The organism is Micromonospora sp. WMMD1219 (assembly GCF_049315215.1).
In the GTDB taxonomy this organism is placed as follows: domain Bacteria; phylum Actinomycetota; class Actinomycetes; order Mycobacteriales; family Micromonosporaceae; genus Micromonospora; species Micromonospora tulbaghiae.
Genome location: NZ_CP186057.1, coordinates 5690871 through 5703647 on the forward strand (window position 1 = coordinate 5690871; position 12777 = coordinate 5703647).

The 12777-nt window shown below is 73.5% G+C and carries 18 protein-coding genes; 8 read left to right on the forward strand and 10 right to left on the reverse strand.

Annotated features, from left to right (window positions below; translation table 11 throughout):
- The first annotated feature begins 3 nt into the window (after positions 1 to 3).
- Positions 4 to 228 carry a hypothetical protein gene (locus ACN27C_RS26580; protein WP_422748867.1) on the forward strand — a complete coding sequence of 75 codons (225 nt, stop codon included), beginning with the start codon at positions 4 to 6 and terminating at the stop codon, positions 226 to 228.
- Between the two features lie 14 nt (positions 229 to 242).
- Here ACN27C_RS26580 and ACN27C_RS26585 read toward each other — a convergent pair whose 3' ends face one another.
- On the reverse strand, positions 243 to 707 hold the full coding sequence (locus ACN27C_RS26585) for a MarR family transcriptional regulator (protein ID WP_422748869.1): 465 nt from the start codon (positions 705 to 707) through the stop codon (positions 243 to 245).
- Positions 708 to 820: 113 nt separating this feature from the next.
- On the opposite strand from ACN27C_RS26585, the gene ACN27C_RS26590 reads away from it, so the two are divergent.
- The gene (locus tag ACN27C_RS26590) at positions 821 to 1597 is read left to right on the forward strand and encodes a hypothetical protein (RefSeq protein ID WP_422748871.1); all 777 of its coding nucleotides are present in this window, start codon (positions 821 to 823) and stop codon (positions 1595 to 1597) included.
- Positions 1598 to 1637: 40 nt separating this feature from the next.
- Complete coding sequence (locus ACN27C_RS26595; RefSeq protein WP_422748873.1) at positions 1638 to 2381, forward strand: SAM-dependent methyltransferase; 744 nt, start codon at positions 1638 to 1640, stop codon at positions 2379 to 2381.
- Positions 2382 to 2411: 30 nt separating this feature from the next.
- On the opposite strand, the gene ACN27C_RS26600 is transcribed toward ACN27C_RS26595, so the two are convergent.
- The 3 genes from ACN27C_RS26600 to ACN27C_RS26610 all read right to left on the reverse strand — a co-directional run bounded on the left by ACN27C_RS26600 (position 2412) and on the right by ACN27C_RS26610 (position 5041).
- On the reverse strand, positions 2412 to 3056 hold the full coding sequence (locus ACN27C_RS26600) for a response regulator transcription factor (protein WP_120570239.1): 645 nt from the start codon (positions 3054 to 3056) through the stop codon (positions 2412 to 2414).
- Complete coding sequence (locus ACN27C_RS26605; RefSeq protein ID WP_422748875.1) at positions 3047 to 4147, reverse strand: sensor histidine kinase; 1101 nt, start codon at positions 4145 to 4147, stop codon at positions 3047 to 3049. Before ACN27C_RS26605 ends, ACN27C_RS26600 begins: the two co-directional genes overlap by 10 nt.
- 162 nt (positions 4148 to 4309) lie before the next feature.
- The gene (locus ACN27C_RS26610) at positions 4310 to 5041 is read right to left on the reverse strand and encodes a DedA family protein (RefSeq protein WP_422748877.1); all 732 of its coding nucleotides are present in this window, start codon (positions 5039 to 5041) and stop codon (positions 4310 to 4312) included.
- 190 nt (positions 5042 to 5231) lie between these two features.
- On the opposite strand from ACN27C_RS26610, the gene ACN27C_RS26615 reads away from it, so the two are divergent.
- The 3 genes from ACN27C_RS26615 to ACN27C_RS26625 are packed head-to-tail and all read left to right on the forward strand — an operon-like array spanning position 5232 to position 7192.
- Positions 5232 to 5729 carry a YcxB family protein gene (locus tag ACN27C_RS26615; RefSeq protein ID WP_121683978.1) on the forward strand — a complete coding sequence of 166 codons (498 nt, stop codon included), beginning with the start codon at positions 5232 to 5234 and terminating at the stop codon, positions 5727 to 5729.
- 41 nt (positions 5730 to 5770) lie between these two features.
- Positions 5771 to 6091, forward strand: a complete 321-nt coding sequence (locus ACN27C_RS26620) for a PadR family transcriptional regulator (RefSeq protein ID WP_422751676.1) — start codon at positions 5771 to 5773, stop codon at positions 6089 to 6091.
- Positions 6092 to 6124: 33 nt separating this feature from the next.
- Positions 6125 to 7192 (forward strand): hypothetical protein, encoded by a 1068-nt coding sequence (locus ACN27C_RS26625; RefSeq protein WP_422748879.1) that lies wholly within the window; start codon positions 6125 to 6127, stop codon positions 7190 to 7192.
- Positions 7193 to 7204: 12 nt separating this feature from the next.
- Here ACN27C_RS26625 and ACN27C_RS26630 read toward each other — a convergent pair whose 3' ends face one another.
- Positions 7205 to 8611, reverse strand: a complete 1407-nt coding sequence (locus ACN27C_RS26630) for an alpha/beta hydrolase (protein WP_422748881.1) — start codon at positions 8609 to 8611, stop codon at positions 7205 to 7207.
- Positions 8612 to 8811: 200 nt separating this feature from the next.
- On the opposite strand from ACN27C_RS26630, the gene ACN27C_RS26635 reads away from it, so the two are divergent.
- Positions 8812 to 9006: a DNA-binding protein gene (locus ACN27C_RS26635; protein ID WP_091427275.1), complete on the forward strand. Its 195-nt coding sequence runs from the start codon at positions 8812 to 8814 to the stop codon at positions 9004 to 9006.
- 13 nt (positions 9007 to 9019) lie between these two features.
- Positions 9020 to 9400 carry a VOC family protein gene (locus tag ACN27C_RS26640; RefSeq protein WP_422748884.1) on the forward strand — a complete coding sequence of 127 codons (381 nt, stop codon included), beginning with the start codon at positions 9020 to 9022 and terminating at the stop codon, positions 9398 to 9400.
- 22 nt (positions 9401 to 9422) lie between these two features.
- Here ACN27C_RS26640 and ACN27C_RS26645 read toward each other — a convergent pair whose 3' ends face one another.
- The 5 genes from ACN27C_RS26645 to ACN27C_RS26665 form a co-directional block, all read right to left on the reverse strand.
- Positions 9423 to 9821 (reverse strand): VOC family protein, encoded by a 399-nt coding sequence (locus ACN27C_RS26645; protein ID WP_422748886.1) that lies wholly within the window; start codon positions 9819 to 9821, stop codon positions 9423 to 9425.
- Positions 9822 to 9871: 50 nt separating this feature from the next.
- Positions 9872 to 10603 carry an alpha/beta hydrolase gene (locus tag ACN27C_RS26650; protein ID WP_422748888.1) on the reverse strand — a complete coding sequence of 244 codons (732 nt, stop codon included), beginning with the start codon at positions 10601 to 10603 and terminating at the stop codon, positions 9872 to 9874.
- A gap of 239 nt (positions 10604 to 10842) precedes the next feature.
- On the reverse strand, positions 10843 to 11310 hold the full coding sequence (locus ACN27C_RS26655; protein WP_121683986.1) for a hypothetical protein: 468 nt from the start codon (positions 11308 to 11310) through the stop codon (positions 10843 to 10845).
- An 82-nt stretch (positions 11311 to 11392) separates the two neighbouring features.
- Positions 11393 to 11761: a YciI family protein gene (locus ACN27C_RS26660; RefSeq protein WP_091427285.1), complete on the reverse strand. Its 369-nt coding sequence runs from the start codon at positions 11759 to 11761 to the stop codon at positions 11393 to 11395.
- Between the two features lie 158 nt (positions 11762 to 11919).
- Positions 11920 to 12777 (reverse strand): PhzF family phenazine biosynthesis protein, encoded by an 858-nt coding sequence (locus ACN27C_RS26665; RefSeq protein WP_422748891.1) that lies wholly within the window; start codon positions 12775 to 12777, stop codon positions 11920 to 11922.

Below are 12777 nucleotides of genomic sequence, written 5' to 3' on the forward strand. Positions count from 1 at the left end.
GCGATGATCCCGGTGCTGATCCTGTTCGGGGTTCTCCTCGGGCGCTGGTGGCGGTCGTCGCTCGCCGTCGCGGCGCTGGGCTGGCCGGCCGTGCTGGTCGCGACCGACGTGATGGACGCCGGCGCCGGACTGCTCGGCGCGGCAGTGCTCGCCGTCGTCAACACCGGCGCCGGCGTGCTGCTCCATCAGGGAGTGCGCCTGGCCGTCCGGCGGCTACGGGCGTCCTGAGTCGGGCCGGTTCGCTACCCGGTGCCGCCGGTGTTGCGGATCATCTGCCGGAGCACCTTGAGCGTGGTGACGTAGTCCGCGTCGTCGATGCCCTCGTGGATCCGGGCGCGGATCGCCGGCGCGTGCTGCTTGAGGCGGTCCCGGGCGGCCTCCCCCGCCTCGGTGATCCGCAGCCGGCCGGCCGCGTCGCGGCTGAGCCAGCCGCGTTGCCGCAGCACCTCCGCCTCGGCGTCCAGGTCGTCCTCGGCCCGCAGATACGAGGCCATCGCCTGCCGCAGCTCGGGGACGGTCAGCCCGCCGCCGCCGGGCAGCAGGTCGTTCGGGGACAGGTTGCGCAGGAGCCAGAACTGGGGCTGGGTGAGGCCGTGCTCGGCCTGCCGGGCGCGGGTGAAGGCGATCAGCGACTCGTACGCGACGCCCGTCCAGTAGGCGGCCGGCTGGCCCGCGAGTTCGGCGTCGGACAGGTGCGGCGTCGTCATGGTGGTCTACCTCCGGCAGTGGTCGGGTGAGCACGACGCTAGGACCTCAACCGCGCTTGAGATCAAGCCTCGCGGGGCACCGCGTGGCCGCCGACGCAGGCATGATGGGGCGCATGCGGGTAGCGATGGCGACCGACGCGGGGCATCCCGGCCGTGCCAATGAGGATTTCGCCGGCGCCGTCCCCTGCGGCATGGTCCTGGTCGACGGCGCCGGTGGCATCTCCGGCGCGGACGAGGTCTGCCACCACGGCATCGCCTGGTACGCGACCCGGCTCGGCGGCGCGCTGCTCGGGGCGCTGGCCGAGGATCGGAGCCTGCGCGACGTGCTGGCCGAGGGCATCGAGCGGGTCACCGACCAGCACCGCGACACCTGCGACGTCACCCACCCGATCAGCCCGTTCGCCGCAGTGGCGATGCTCCGGTTCTCCGGCGGGACCGTCGAGCACCTGGTCCTCGGCGACGCGGTCGCGGTGGTCGGCCGAGCTGTGGGCGAGCCCGTCGTCGCCCACGATCCGCGGGAGGTGGTGATCGCCCGGTCCTTCGAGGAGCGGCTGAGGGACGTGCCCGAGGGCGGCGACGAGTACCGGCGGCTGTTCATGGAGTTGCGGGCCCGGCGGAACAGCCCCGGCGGGTTCTGGGTCGCCAAGGACGACCCCCGGGTGGTGGACGAGGCCGTCACCGGCGAGTGCCCGGCCGACGACGTACGCACGGCGGCGCTGCTCAGCAACGGCGCGAGCCGCCTCGTGGACACGTTCGGCCTGACCGACTGGCCGGGGCTGCTGCGCCTGCTGGAGACCGACGGCCCCGCCGAGGTGGTCCGCCGGGTGCGCGAGGCGGAGGCACGCGAGGGCGTCGCCACCGACGACGCGACGGTCATCTGCCGCACCTGACCGGCACGACAATCCGGTTGTGCTCGTGTTGACTGCGACGATGGACCGTCAACGGCTGAGCAGCATCGCGCACTCGCACCACCCGATCGCGGCCCCGCTCTCCGGCGTCAACGTCAACCGGCTGCTGCGCCGGGCCGGTCGCCGACCGGCGGCCCGGATCCTCGACCTGGGCTGCGGCGAGGCCGCCTGGGCGTTGCAGGCACTCGCGCACCACCCGGACGGGCACGCCGACGGCGTGGACCTCAACCCGCACGCGCTCGAACGCGCCACTGAGGCCGCCGCCGTGCGGGGCCTCGCCCACCGGCTCACGCTGCACGAGCGCGACGCCCGGTCGTACGTGCCGGACGGCGACTACGACCTGGTGCTCTGCGTCGGGTCGACGCACGCGTTCGGCGGGTTCGGCGGCACGCTGGAGCTGGCCGGCCGGCACGTGAACGCCGACGGCGTCCTGATGGTCGGTGAGGGATTCTGGCAGGTGCCGCCGACGCCGGAGGCACTGGCGGCGCTGGACGCGAAGCCGGAGGACCACACCGACCTCGCCGGTCTGGTCGCGGCCGGCGAGCAGGCCGGATGGACCCCGGTGTACGCGCACGTCAGCGACGCCGCCGAGTGGGACGACTACGAGTGGTCGTGGACCGGTTCGCTGACCGAGTGGGCGCTGGACAACCCGGGTCACCCGGATGCCGCCGGCGCGCTGGCCGCCGCCCGGGAGCACCGCGACCAGTGGCTGCGCGGATACCGCGGCGTGCTGGGGTTCGTGACGCTGGTGCTGCGCCGGATCTGACCGGCCGTCCCCTTCACGAGCCGGTCGGGATCAGGAGCCCAGGTAGCGCAGGATCGCCAGGACGCGGCGGCTGTAGCCGGTCACGTGGGACAGGTCGAGCTTGTCGAAGATGGTGTTGACGTGCTTCTCGACAGCGCTCTGCGACACGTGCAGGCGTCCGGCGATCGCGGCGTTGGTGTGCCCCTGCGCCATGTGGTGCAACACGTCGCGTTCCCGGGGGGTGAGGCGGCCCAGCGGGTCGCTGTGGCTCGTGGCGGACATGAGCTGCCGGACGACCTCGGGGTCGAGCGCCGTGGCGCCGGCGGCGACGCGGTCGAGCGCGTCGAGGAACTCCTCGACCTGGGCGACGCGGTCCTTGAGGACGTAGCCGACGCCTTCGGACCGGTCCGCGAGCAGCTTCGCGGCGTAGCGCTTCTCGACGTACTGGGACAGGACCAGCACGGCGACGTGCGGCCAGCGGCGGCGGATCTCCAGCGCGGCCCGCAGTCCGTCGTCGGTGTTGGTGGGCGGCATCCGGACGTCGGTGACGACGGCGTCGGGGCGGTGCTCGTCGACGGCGGCGACGAGCTGGTCGGCGTCCGCGGCGGCGGCCACCACCTGGTGTCCCTCGTCGGCCAGGAGGCGGATCAGCCCTTCGCGGAGCAGGGTGGAGTCTTCGGCGAGGACTATGCGCACGGCAGCTCCGCTCGGATCGTGGTGGGTCCACCGGCTGGGCTGTGCACGTCGAACCGGCCGTCCAGCGCGATTACTCGGCGGGCGAGCCCCTGCAGGCCGCTGCCGTGCGGGTCGGCGCCGCCGATGCCGTCGTCGTGCACACGCATCCCGATCGTCGTGTCCCGCGCCTCGATCTCGATCGCGACGAGCGTGGCACGGGCGTGTTTGGTGGCGTTGGTGAGGGCCTCGCAGGCGACGAAGTAGAGCACGGTCTCGACCGGCCGTGCGGGCCGGACCGGCACATCGTAGATGATCTTGACGGGTGTCGCCGACCGCTGTGCCACCATGGTCAGCACCTCGTCGAGGGTGGTGTGGTCGAGTGCGGACGGATAGACCCGCCAGGCCACCTCCCGCAGCTCGTCGACGGCACGCTGGGCATCCTCGTGCGCCTGCGTGAGAAGCGCGCGTGCCTTGTCGGGGTCGCGGCTGCGGCGCGCCCGCCCGAGCAGCATGCCGAGGGCGACGAGGTGTTGTTGCAACCCGTCGTGCAGGTCGCGCTCGATGCGCTGACGCTCGGCGTCGACAGCGGCGATGACGCCGGCCCGGCTGACCGCGAGTTCGCTGATCCGCCGCTGCAACGCCTCGCGCGTGTGGGATTCGAGCAGGCGGTGGGCCAGCCGGCGGTCCAGCGTGCCCACACCGGCCATCGCCTGAAGGTTCACCGCGAGCAGCGCGGCCCCGATCAGCACCTGGAGCAGGAACCCGGCGACGGTCATGGTGCCCGCCACGAAGGAGCGCACCACGATCGCGGCGAGCACCACGCCGACCACGAGCAGCCCGGCGGTGAGCGCGCCGAGCGCCGCCGGCAGGAGCCGGGCGGCCAGGTAGCCGACGACCCGGGCTCCGCTCGCCCGCACCGGTGGTGGCACTTCCTCCGAGGCGACGACCGCCAGGCGTCGCCGCTCCCACTCCGCGACGCGCCGGGCGTACCGGACGGTGGTGGCGCCGACTCGGCGACGGACCGCCGGCGCCGGCGAGACCGCGACCACGGCGAGCCCGGCGAGGAGCAGGAACAGCGCCTCGGCCGCGGCGGTCAGGACTCCGACGGCCACGGCCGCCACCGGCCGGCCTCGCCGGGCCACGGCGAGAAGGCGCGACCGCCGACCGCGGACCGTGTGCTCCGGCATCGGGGCCTCCCGTCGTGGCTCGTGTCGTCCCGGGTCGATGGCGGGCGGCCGGGCGCGTGTCCGGCCGCCTGCCAACCTAGCCACCGGTCACCGGCCGTCGTCCGGCCGGCGCGGGGTTCCGTACAGCGTGCCGCGTACGGCGTGCTCGGTCGCCGGTCGCGGACGGCGCGCCCTGATCAGCCGGGACACGACGAAGTACGAGACGGCGAGCGCGCACACCACGATGACGACCCGCTGGAACGTCCCGGCGTACGGCTCGACGACGTGCCAGTTCTCCCCGAGCAGGTAGCCGGACATCACGAACACGGTGTTCCAGATCAGGCTGCCCAGCGTGGTGTAGAGCAGGAACGTGGGGACCGGCATGCGTTCCACACCGGCCGGGATGGAGATGAGGCTACGGAAGATCGGGATCATGCGGCCCAGGAAGACCGTCTTCACCCCGTGCCGGGCGAACCACGTCTCCGTCCGGTCGATGTCGCTCACCTGGATCAACGGCAGCCGTACCGCGATCGCGCGGACCCGGTCGCGTCCGAGCGCGGCGCCGACGCGGTACAACGCCAGCGCGCCCACCACCGAACCGATGGTGGTCCAGATGATCGCGGCGAACAGGTTCATCCGGCCCTGACTGGCGGTGAACCCCGCCAACGGCAGGATCACCTCGCTCGGGATGGGCGGGAACAGGTTCTCCAGCGCCACCGCCAAGCCGGCGCCCGGAGCGCCGAGCCGCTCCATCAGATCGGTCACCAACCCGGCCAGCCCACCCCGCGGCGGATCGGATTCCTCGGCCAGCCGGCCGGCTACGTGCCACAAACGGATCATGCCGATGACGCTATGGAGCCGCGGTGTTCCGGACCATGAGGTCGACCGCCGACCTGAGCGGGCCGGCCGCAGCCGCCGGGGTGCGGAAAACCGCACCCCGGCCGGCCACCGGTAACGTGGAGCGCACGTCTTCGCGGGGCAGCGCTCCCGCCGTCCCGAACACGAGTCCGGTGGGTGGTCCTCGGTGCCGATGCAGATCCGTTTCGCCGTACCGGCCGACCCCGCCTATCCGGCCCGCGTGGCCGCCGCGCTGGCCGCCGCCCGGCTGCGCCGGTTCGGCTACATCGGCGCGGCCCTCGCCGCGATCGGGGTGATCGGGTGGATCGCCTCGCAGGCGTCGGAGCGGGGTGACCGTTTCGCGTCGCTGTGGACCGCGTTCATCGTGGCCGGCGTGCTGTCGATGCTGTACGCGCCGTGGGTGCGGTGGCGGGCCCGGCGCCGCTCCGGCGGCTACGCCGTCGAGGGCGGCTACGACATCGACGACCGCAACATCATGATGCGCAGCGGCTCCGAGTCCGGCGGCATCGCCTGGGACGGCGTCACGCGGGTCACCGAGACCCCGGACTTCTGGATCGTGTACGTGGGACGGATGCCGGCCACCGTGATCCCCCGGTGGCTGATGTCCGCCGAGGACGCCGGGACGCTGCGCGCCTTCATGGCCGGACGGCATCTGCTCGACGACCGTTGACGATGTATTGATTGACTGTATATGTTGCCTCGGTGAGTGAGATGCGCGAGGCGACGTTCCTGATCCTGACCGCGCTGGCCGACGAGCCGCGCCACGGCTACGGGATCATCCAGGAGGTCGCCGGCCTGTCCGGCGGTCGCGTCAACCTGCTGCCGGGCACGCTCTACGCCGCCCTGGACCGGCTGGTCGCGCAGAGCCTCGTCGAACTCAGCCACGAAGAGGTGGTCGACGGCAGGCTGCGCCGGTACTACCGGCTGCGCGCCGACGGGCAGGCCGAGCTGGCACGCCAGACCGAGCGGCTGCGGCAGCTCGCGTCCGCCGCCGAGACCCGGCTGCGCGCCGTGCGGCCCCGCACCGCCTGACCCCCACCGTCGCGGCCCCGTAGGGAGACACCCATGCACCGCTGGCTGCTGCTGGCCTACCCCCGTGACTACCGCCGCGCGCGCGGGGCCGAGATCCTGGAGACGGTACGAGACGTCGGCGCGGCCCACCGGCGTACCCGGGTGGCGGCGAATCTCGTACGCCACGGTCTGCGCGCCCGGCTGGGACGGCCGGCGAGCCGTACCGTCGTGGCCTGGGTGTCGGTCTTCGCGGTGGTCTGCGGGTTGTTCGCCGCGTCGTTCGGCACCTGGCTCGCCTGGCTCGGCTCCCGTCCGCTCGACCACCGGGACCTGGCCGCCGTGGTGGGACAGCTCTACCCGGACCGGCAGGCCGGCCACCTCGACCGGGACGATCCGCCCGCCGTGTTCCTCGTCTACGGGCACCCGCTCGGCGAGGATCTCCTGTCCGAGCTGCTGCTCGGCGACGGCGGCGAGTACGCGCTGGCGGAGCTGACCGCGTCGTTCGATCAGACGCCGGCCGGCGGCCTCACCGACCTGCGGAAACGCCTGGACGCCGCCGGATGGAGGCGCCACGAGCCCTTCTACGCCAACGCCTACGACTGCGTGCCCGACACTCCGCAATGCGACCCGGCGTCCATCCCCTCCGACATCACCGTGTACGCCGAACGCGGCGACCACATCCTCGCCGTGGAACTCACCGCCGACGGCTCGACGAACGTCACTCTCAGTCGCGCCACCCCCGGCACCGCCTACCCCGCCGGGATGCTCGGCTTCGTGCTGGGCCTGGCCGGCGGCTGGGTCCTGTTCGGCTGGGCCAGCCGGCGCACCGAGGGACGGCGCCCGCTGGTGCAGGGGCCCGCGAAGGTCCTGTACGGCGTCGCGATGGTGTTCTGGGCCGCGCCGATCCTGCTCGGCGGGCCGCTGATGCTGACGCACCACCTGGACGAGCCGCACCCGCGCTGGCACGTGCCGTGGGAGTGGCTCGGCCAGCCCGCCCTGTCGCTGCCGTTCCTGGTCGGCACGGTCCTGCTGCTGCTCGTGCTGGGCCTGGCGGCGCTGCCGCACCGGCGCCCGGCGGCCCGTACGCTCGCCGGCGCGTCGGACCCGGGACCGGCGCTCTAGCGGCGCGCCGGGTCAGCTCGCCGGGCATCGCGTGCCGGGGGCGGGCACCGTCAGGTCGACGAGGTACCTGTCCACCACCGCCTCCGTGCAGGCGGTGCGCTGGTAGGTGCCGTGGCCCCAGCCCTCGTAGGTGACCAGACGCCCGTGCCGGCCCAACTGCCGGGCGACGTTCTCCGCCCAGGCGTAGCCGGTGCGCGGATCGTGCCGCGCGTTGAGCAGCAGCAGCGGCGTGCGGGTGTGCACGTTCAGCGCGCGCGGCGGGTTGCGGACCGGGGACGGCCAGCCCAGGCAGGTCTGCACGGCCAGCAGACCGGCGCCGTACCGGACGTCCGGGGCGACTGCCACGGCGTCCCGGACCAGGCCGGCGTAGTCGGTGTAGTCGCGCACCCGCGCCGGCCAGTCCGCGCAGAACGCCGCGACCGAGAGCGGGAGGTTCACCTCCGGTGGCGGCGTGCCGGCGTCCATGTCCCGCACGGTCGCGGCCAGTTGCGGCCAGCGCGGCCCGGCGAGCAGGCCGAGTGCCACGGCGGTGACGTCGAAGGCGGTACGGGGGGCGTACCCGCCACGGTCCGCGCGGGCCAGCACCCGCGCCCACACCGACCGCACGTCCCGTTCGTGGAGCACACAGTCCGCCGACCCGTCGCACCAGGACACGAACTCGTCGAACGAGTCCTGCAACGCGGCGGCCTGTGTCCGCACGAAGGACCGCACGTCGAGACTGTGGTCGAACACGCCTTCCAGCACGACGGCCCGCACGTGGCCGGGGTACCGCTCGGCGTACTGCTGGCCCAGCAGTGTGCCGTACGAGCTGCCGTGGAAGGACAGCCGCCGCTCCCCCAGCGCCCGCCGCAACGCGTCGAGATCGCGAACGGTGCTGAGCGTGTCGGCGTGGTCGAACACCGGGCTGGTCGGGCGGCACCTGCTCCACAGGGCCCTGTTGTAGGCCACTGCGGCGTCGAAGTCGGCCTGGCCGGTCAGCGGGACGGGCGGCTTGCGCAGCGCCGGATCCGGCGTGCAGACGGGCGCGGCGGTGCGGGCCACGGTGCGCGGGTCGAAGCTGACCAGGTCGAACCGGTCCAGCAACTCGCCGCTGAACCGGTCGCCCTTGCGGATGCGCTCCACCCCCGAGTCGCCGGGGCCGCCCGGCCCGAAGACCAGCGTGCCCACCCGCCGCTCCGGCGCTCGCGCGAGCCGGCGTGCCACGGCGAGTTCGAACGTCGGGCCGTTCGGCCGGGTCCAGTCCACCGGCACGCGGAGCCGGGCGCATCGCACGCGCTCGTCCGGCGGGACGTTCGGCAGGTCGTCGGCGCACTCGCCCCAGACGAGCCGCTGCGGCGGACCGTCGGCGCGCGCCGCGCCGGGCAGTCCCGCCAGGACGGTGAGCGCGGCCAGAGCGACGGCCACGGTACGTCGGAACACGGTACCTCCCAGTGTGTGGATGCTCGTCGATTCTTCAGCGGCGCCCCACCCGAGTCCTATACGGAAACGCCCCGATATGCCCCTCGGGCCTTCTCCCCGAGTCCGCCCTGAGGGCTATCTGAAGGGGACGAGTTCGCGTCCGGGGCAGTCGGGCGCCCGGAGGGGCATCGGGCCTGGTCCTAGCGGTCTAGCATCGGGCGATGACGTCGTCCCTGGACCGCCTGCCGAAGATCAGCGCACCGGCCACGCGGGCGTTGACCGCCGCCGGCTACACCACGCTGCGCCGGCTCGCCGGGGTGCCGCGAGCGGAGCTGGCCCGCCTGCACGGCATGGGGCCGAAGGCGCTGGACGTCATCGAGGCCGCCCTCGACGAGCACGACCTGCGGCTGAGCTGACGAGGTGATCGCGATGCCGCTCGGCAGGCTCCACCACCTGATCGTCGACTGCCCGGATCCGATGACCGAGGCACGGTTCTGGAGCGCGGTCCTCGGCGACCCGATCACGTACGCGGACGACGACTTCGCCGTCGTGTCGACCAGTACTGCGGCGTCCGGGCTGGCGTTCCAGCGCGCCTCCGGGCTGACGCCGCCGACATGGCCGGATGCGGCGGTGCCGCAGCAGATGCACCTGGACGTGATGGTCGACGACCAGGACGCGGCGGGTGCGGCGGTGCTCGCTCTGGGCGCGCGGCGGTTGCCGGGCGACCACGTGTACGCCGACCCCGCGGGCCACCCGTTCTGCCTGATCCGGCGCCCCACCTGGGCGTCGCCGGTCGGCGGGCCGATGTGAATCCCGCTCTGACCGGCCACCGTCACGGCGTCTCCTGGTAGGAGATGAACTCCAGCAGGCTTCCGTCCGGGTCGCGGAAGTAGACGCTGGTCCCGGCGCCACCGGCACCGACCCGCCGGACCGGTCCCGTCTCCACCTCGACGCCGTGCCGTCGCAGGTGCGCCACCGCCTCCTCGATCCGTCCCGCCCAGACGAAGCAGATGTCGCTGTTGCCCGGGCGGACCGGGACGCGCGCGACGTTGCCGCCGAGGTCGAGCCCCGGCCCGTGCACGCTCAACTGCTGGGGGCCGACCCGAAAGGCGACGCGGTCGCCGCCGACGCCGATCACCTCGGCGCCGACGACGTCGCGATAGAAGTCGGTGGCGCCCCGCCAGTCGGACACGGCGATGACGACGTGGTCCAGTCCGGTCACGGGCGCCATGTGCCCCACCCTAACGGCGGGTCCTGCCGGGGTCCGGCGCTTGCGCGCCGCTACCGCAGGTGCCGGGCGAAGAACCGGTTCGCGGGGTCCCCCTCGAAATGCGGAACGCCCGTGTGCCCACCCATGTTGGCGTGCAGCGTCTTCTCGGTGGAGCCGAAGGCGTCGAACAGGTCCAGTGCCATCTGCCGGTCGTTGCCCTCGTCGTCCCACTGCAGCAGGACGTGCAGCGGAATGGTGACCCGCCGCGCTTCCTCGATGATGGTGCGCGGCACGAAGCTCCCGGCGAACAGGAGCGCGGCCACGATGCGCGGTTCGACCAGCGCCAGCCGTACGCCGATCGAGATCACCCCGCCGGCGTACCCGACCGGGCCTCCGACCTCGGGCAGCGCGAGGAGGGCGTCCAGCGCGGCCCGGCACTCCGGGACCGCCTTCCCGACCAGCGGCAGGACGAGCCGGTCGACGATCTCGTCGGCGACCGGCTCACCGGCCGCCAGGGCTCGGCGCAGGTCGGCGCGGGCCTGCTCGGCGGCGGCGGACGCGGGGCGGTCGCCGCTTCCGGGAAGCTCGATGGCGGCCGCGGCGAAGCCCTGCGCGACGCAGCCCTCCGCACGGGCCACCAGGCGGGGATACATCCGGCGCAGTCCGCCGGGGTGACCGAGCAGGATCAGCGGGGCCGGCTCGGACGCGGATGCGGGGGTCCACAGGAGGCCGGGGATCTCGCCGAGGGTGAACGTACGCTCGCGGACGCCGTCGGCGAGGCGCTGTTCGGAGGTGAATCGCATGGTCGTGCCTTTCGGGAGTGCGACGGCGCTCCCGGACGACCTATCGCCCGGCCGTGACCCCCGAGGGGAGCACCCATGTCGTTACTGCGGTCACGGGTACCACCTCCCTCGTCCTCCGGCACGGCCACCGGAAAGCTAACAGCGCTCGCCGGAGCCGCCAACCGGTTTTCGCGGCCGGCCTCGGCCAGTCACCCCAGTCCGCCCACGATCTGATCGACCGGCGCCGCGCACCACCCGGCTCAGCTGCTCGCTGTCGGCGACGGGGCGAACGGCCACGGCTGCGGACCGAACAGGGCCGTACACGCGGTGAGGAGCCCGCGCTGTGCCTCGGCCATGCGCGCGTCGACCGGACCGGTGTCCTCGTTCGGGTCGTTCCGGATGAACATGTCTCCGGATTCCTTCGTCACCACCGCCAGTCGCTCACCGGCCTCCCGGACACCCGGGTCGGTCGCCCGGCGGGCGCGCAGGGCGATCGGCGAGTTCGAGGTGAAGCGGACGTCCTGCTGCTCGATCACCCGAGCCACCATGTTGCACGCCCCGGTCGCGACCTTGTCCGCGGGCGCGGTCGAGCCGGCCTGCGGCGCGGCCGACGCCGCCGCGGCGGAGGAGGGCGACGACGATGGAGCGGCGGACGACGACGGCGCGGGCTCCGCTGGTGCACACGCGGAGACGAACAGCAGGGACAGTGCGGCGAGTTCACGTTTCACCGCACGAGGCTAGCGATCATGGTGGGCGTGGCTGCCGTCCGGGTGCCACGCCCACTCCGTCATCGCGTCGACGTCGGACCCGTCACCGGCCCGCCGCGCGGAGCATCGCCTCCGTCTCGGGGTCGGGCATGATCTCCCGGACCTCCTGGGCGCAGCGGCACGAGACGGCGATCTTGGCGGCCCACTTCAGCGCCTCGTCGCGTGAGGACACGTCGAGGACCACGAACCCGCCGATGACCTCCTTGGTCTCCGGGAACGGCCCGTCGGTGACCACCCCGTCCGTACCCACGATGCTCGCCTGCTGGCGTTCGAGCCCGGTGCCGTACACGAACACACCCGCGTTCACGGCCTCCTGGATGACCGCGTGCGCGTCCTTGCCCACCTGGGGGATCTCCTCGGCGGGGATGTGGTCCATCGCGCCGTCGTTGAACGAGATCAGGTACCGCGGCATGCCATGACTCCCTTGTCCGGGCGGCCCGGTGCGGCCGCCTCTCACCCGTACTACGAACGAGTCACCCCGGATCCGACAGGCGGCAGCCCGCGTCGGTGCACGCCTTCGTCAAGGCACGCGACGGCCGGTGCCGGTAGGTGAGCGTGGCCCGCTGCCCGTCACCGCACGTCCTCCTCCGGGATGGGCACGGCGGTGCCGGTCACCGCGATCCCGGCGCCCGGTCCGGCGGGGATGCCGACGGTGAGCAGGCTCGGCCGGCCCATGTCCTCGCCCTGCCGCACGGTGACCGTCGCGGGCGGCTGCACCAGGCCCAACTCGCGGAGGTAACCGCCGAACGCGGCGGCCGCCGCCCCGGTCGCGGCGTCCTCGACCACGCCGCCGGGCGGGAACGGGTTGCGCGCGTGGAACACCAGCGGAGACTCCCGGTGCACCAGGTCGATCGTCGTCCAGTCCCGCTCGGCCATCAGCGCGCTCAGCGCGGCCATGTCGTAGTCCAGGTCCGCCAGGCGCTTGCGGGTCGCGGCGGCCACGATCGGATGCCAGGCCCCGGCGTACGCGACACGCGGCGGCAACGTCGCGTCGAGATCGTCCGGTGACCAGCGCAACGCGGCGAGCAGCGCCGCCAGGTCGCCGGCGCTCAGGGGTACGGTGCGCGGCGCGACGCTGGTCAGCGTGGCGGTCGTGGTGCCGTCGGCCTGCACGCTCGTGGCGACCTCGACCAACCCGGCGCGGGTGTCCAGGTGCAGCACGCCGGGGCCGTGCCGCTGCGCGTAGGCGACCGCCGAGGCGATCGTCGCGTGGCCGCAGAACGGCACCTCCGCCTTCGGGCTGAAGTAGCGCACCGTGAACCGCCCGTCCCCGCCCGCGGGCACGAGGTACGCCGTCTCGGAGTAGCCGACCTCGGCCGCCACCTGCTGCATCTCCGCGTCGCCCACCCCGGCCGCGTCCAGGACGACGCCGGCCGGGTTGCCACCGGCGGGGTCGGCGGTGAACGCCGCGTATCGGAGAACGTCCAT

What these genes read in the sequence shown, in the direction of transcription:
- ACN27C_RS26580 (WP_422748867.1), top strand. Translation starts at nt 4, where the DNA reads ATGATCCCGGTGCTGATCCTGTTCGGGGTTCTCCTCGGGCGCTGGTGG.
- ACN27C_RS26585 (WP_422748869.1), bottom strand. Translation starts at nt 707, where the DNA reads ATGACGACGCCGCACCTGTCCGACGCCGAACTCGCGGGCCAGCCGGCC.
- ACN27C_RS26590 (WP_422748871.1), top strand. Translation starts at nt 821, where the DNA reads ATGCGGGTAGCGATGGCGACCGACGCGGGGCATCCCGGCCGTGCCAAT.
- ACN27C_RS26595 (WP_422748873.1), top strand. Translation starts at nt 1,638, where the DNA reads ATGGACCGTCAACGGCTGAGCAGCATCGCGCACTCGCACCACCCGATC.
- ACN27C_RS26610 (WP_422748877.1), bottom strand. Translation starts at nt 5,041, where the DNA reads ATGATCCGTTTGTGGCACGTAGCCGGCCGGCTGGCCGAGGAATCCGAT.
- ACN27C_RS26615 (WP_121683978.1), top strand. Translation starts at nt 5,232, where the DNA reads ATGCAGATCCGTTTCGCCGTACCGGCCGACCCCGCCTATCCGGCCCGC.
- ACN27C_RS26620 (WP_422751676.1), top strand. Translation starts at nt 5,771, where the DNA reads ATGCGCGAGGCGACGTTCCTGATCCTGACCGCGCTGGCCGACGAGCCG.
- ACN27C_RS26625 (WP_422748879.1), top strand. Translation starts at nt 6,125, where the DNA reads ATGCACCGCTGGCTGCTGCTGGCCTACCCCCGTGACTACCGCCGCGCG.
- ACN27C_RS26635 (WP_091427275.1), top strand. Translation starts at nt 8,812, where the DNA reads ATGACGTCGTCCCTGGACCGCCTGCCGAAGATCAGCGCACCGGCCACG.
- ACN27C_RS26640 (WP_422748884.1), top strand. Translation starts at nt 9,020, where the DNA reads ATGCCGCTCGGCAGGCTCCACCACCTGATCGTCGACTGCCCGGATCCG.
- ACN27C_RS26645 (WP_422748886.1), bottom strand. Translation starts at nt 9,821, where the DNA reads ATGGCGCCCGTGACCGGACTGGACCACGTCGTCATCGCCGTGTCCGAC.
- ACN27C_RS26650 (WP_422748888.1), bottom strand. Translation starts at nt 10,603, where the DNA reads ATGCGATTCACCTCCGAACAGCGCCTCGCCGACGGCGTCCGCGAGCGT.
- ACN27C_RS26660 (WP_091427285.1), bottom strand. Translation starts at nt 11,761, where the DNA reads ATGCCGCGGTACCTGATCTCGTTCAACGACGGCGCGATGGACCACATC.
- ACN27C_RS26665 (WP_422748891.1), bottom strand. Translation starts at nt 12,777, where the DNA reads ATGGACGTTCTCCGATACGCGGCGTTCACCGCCGACCCCGCCGGTGGC.